Genomic DNA, 2,079 nt, shown 5'->3' with positions numbered 1-2,079 from the left:
GCTGACCAGGTCACCGATGATGTCGTTGGTCATTGTGCGGCGGCGCTGTTCGACCTGGTTGAGGAAGTAGGCTTGCAACGCGACCGACGCTCTGAGTCCCGCCTCGATGTCGACCGCGATCGAGATCAGGTCGAGCGACAGTCGGCGGAACATGTCCAGGTCTTCCATCGGCAGCCCGAGCAGTATGGCGGTGATCCGGGTCGGAAATTCGAACGTCACCTTCCTGACCAGGTCGGCGGCGCCGTTGTTTTTGAATTCGTCAACCAGCTGTTCGCAGACCGGTCGGATGATGGTCGGTTCCCAGCGCCGCAGCGCGGCGCCGCGGAACGCTTTTGCCACCAGGCTGCGGTGGTTGTGATGCTCCTTGCCGCTCATCGCCAGGATGGTGTGGCCGATCACCAGCCCGATGGTCTTGTCGTAGTTTTCCGTGCTGAACGCCCCGTCGTCGTTGCGGAACGCCTGGAACACATCGTCGTAGCGGAACAGGGTCCACTCGTCGTCGGCCATCAGTTCGGGAGGCGCCTGCTCGTGGTGTTGCATCACGCTGCCGCGCCAGACCGGCTCGGTGTGCCTCATCTGTTTGAAGAACGGGTAGGGGCTGGTCGCGCCGGTGTGGTCCAGCGTGATGGATTGGCCGTGCGGATCGGTGCTGATTGTCACCGGCGTGCCTCTCTCTGCAGCAGACTTGTCTGCGGGGGAACATCGCTATTATAGTATAAATAGCAATTAAGGCCAACGGTAGTTGTCGCGTCAACCCCGGAGCGGGATCATCGAACTGGGCGGCGGTACGGGAGGCGGTGATCAAGGCGATGCCGACACGTCAATTCGTCTGCATGCTCGACGAGTTGCCGCCTGGCGCGATGAAACTGGTGGAGGCGGGCAAGTTCGGCGTCGGCGTCTACAACGTGCACGGTTCGGTGCACGCGATCGTCAACTACTGCTCCCATCAGGGGGCGCCGTTGTGCCTGGGCACGGTCGACGGCACCACCGAATACGACCCGGCCGAGCCGGATGGCGTGCGCCTGGTCCGTGACGGCCAGGTTGTACGCTGCCCTTGGCACCAATGGGAATTCGACATCACGACCGGCCAGAACGTCGCCGACCCGCAACGGCGTGTCCGCACCTACGAAGTCGACGTCACCGGCGGAGAGGTCTACCTGACAGCATGAGCGACACAGCCCCTCACAACCTGGTTATCGACGCCGGCGTCCAACCGAATTTCCGCTACAACGCCGAGATCCGGCACTATCTGTCGGCCGCGCACAAAGTGCGGGCCATCCCGGACGTGGAGCAGCAGTGGTACCAGGCGCCCGGCGGTGACTACCGCCAAGATCTCTACGGCGAGCACTACCCTGGATCTGACCCTGAGACCGTCGGCCGGCACCTGTTTGACGACTGGGGTGTGCATTATGCGATCTTGAACCCGCTGACGCGAGGCAACATCGCCGACTACCTGCTCAACAGCCGGATCTGCGCCGCGGTCAACGACTGGTTGTTGGACCGGTGGCTGACGCGCGACGCCACCGGCCGGTTCCGCGGCACCATCCGGGTCAACCCGGAGGACCCGAAGGGTGCGGTTGCCGAGATCGAGCGATTGGCCGACCACCCGAAGATGGTCCAGATCGGGGTGCCGATGCAGTCGCGTGAACCCTACGGCAAGCCGGTGTTCGAGCCGATCTGGGAGGCCGCGGCCGCGCACGGGCTTCCGGTGGCGGTGCACATCAACGGCGGCAACGGGGTCGACTATGCGCCCACCTTCGCCGGGCACGCGCACACCTATCCCGGGTACGCGGCGTTCATGCCGCTGAACTACTTCGTGCACCTCGCCACGCTGATCGTCGAGGGCGTCTTCGGTCGGCACCCTGCACTGAGGTTCGTCTTCGCCGACGGCGGCTACGACATCCTGACCCCGCTGATGTGGCGGTTGGACACCTTCTGGCTGTCGATGCGTGACCAGACTCCGTGGGTGGACCGCTACCCCAGCGAGTACCTGCCGGACCACGTTCGGTTCTGCTCGACATCGTTCGACGGACCGACCGACACCGGCCAGACCGCCCACTGGATGGACTTCTCGGCCAA

3 protein-coding genes are annotated in these 2,079 nt (G+C 64.1%); 2 read left to right on the top strand and 1 reads right to left on the bottom strand.

Annotation, left to right across the window (positions count from 1 at the left end; all coding sequences use genetic code 11):
• Window positions 1-660 (bottom strand): cytochrome P450 family protein (locus tag AC2VON_RS26840; RefSeq protein WP_486955488.1); only part of this gene is annotated, 660 nt, incomplete at its 3' end.
• Between the two features lie 149 nt (window positions 661-809).
• On the opposite strand from AC2VON_RS26840, the gene AC2VON_RS26835 reads away from it, so the two are divergent.
• Both AC2VON_RS26835 and AC2VON_RS26830 read left to right on the top strand, forming a co-directional pair.
• Entirely contained in the window at window positions 810-1,169 is a 360-nt protein-coding gene (locus AC2VON_RS26835) for a Rieske (2Fe-2S) protein (RefSeq protein WP_486955487.1), read from the top strand.
• Window positions 1,166-2,079: amidohydrolase family protein (locus tag AC2VON_RS26830; RefSeq protein WP_486955486.1), on the top strand; the 914-nt coding region annotated here is incomplete at its 3' end. The genes AC2VON_RS26835 and AC2VON_RS26830, both read left to right, overlap by 4 nt.

The organism is Mycobacterium sp. TH-M82, assembly GCF_057473605.1.
This window is presented reverse-complemented; position numbering and strand designations above follow the sequence as displayed.